The organism is Neisseria sp. RH3002v2f (assembly GCF_014596375.1).
GTDB classification, from domain to species: Bacteria; Pseudomonadota; Gammaproteobacteria; order Burkholderiales; family Neisseriaceae; genus Neisseria; species Neisseria cinerea.
This window is the reverse complement of record NZ_MAYZ01000015.1, coordinates 1-440: the sequence shown is the minus strand read 5'-3', so window position 1 is coordinate 440 and position 440 is coordinate 1. Positions and strand designations below refer to the sequence as shown.

Below are 440 nucleotides of genomic sequence, written 5' to 3'. Positions count from 1 at the left end.
GCTCGCGAGGGATTCGGACTGCTCGGGATGCGCGAACGGGCCGGCCTGGTGGGTGGCACGCTGGACGCGGGACCGGAGGCCGGCGGCGGTTGGCGTGTCCAGCTCACGGCGCCGGCCGAGGCGCTCGGCGCCCCGGGAGCGAGCTCGTGATCCGCGTGCTCGTCGCCGACGATCAGCCTCTGGTGCGGGCGGGGGTCGCCGCGCTACTCGCGGCTGAAGATGACATCGAGGTGGTCGCGACGGCATCCGACGGCTTGCAAGCGCTCGAATCGGCGACGTCGCTGCAGCCCGATGTCGCCTGCCTCGACGTCCGGATGCCGGGCCTCAGCGGTATTGAGGTGGCGCGGGCGCTTGCCGGTCGGGGAGAAGACGAACCCGCCGTCCCGGTGCTGATCCTCACGACCTTCGACATCGACGAGTACGTGTTCGAGGCGCTGGAG

At 71.6% G+C, this 440-nt stretch carries 1 protein-coding gene; it reads left to right on the top strand.

The features are described from left to right. Positions 1 to 146: 146 nt before the first annotated feature. A partial coding sequence (locus BBW69_RS02570; RefSeq protein WP_188210314.1) for a response regulator transcription factor occupies positions 147 to 440 on the top strand: 294 nt, incomplete at its 3' end.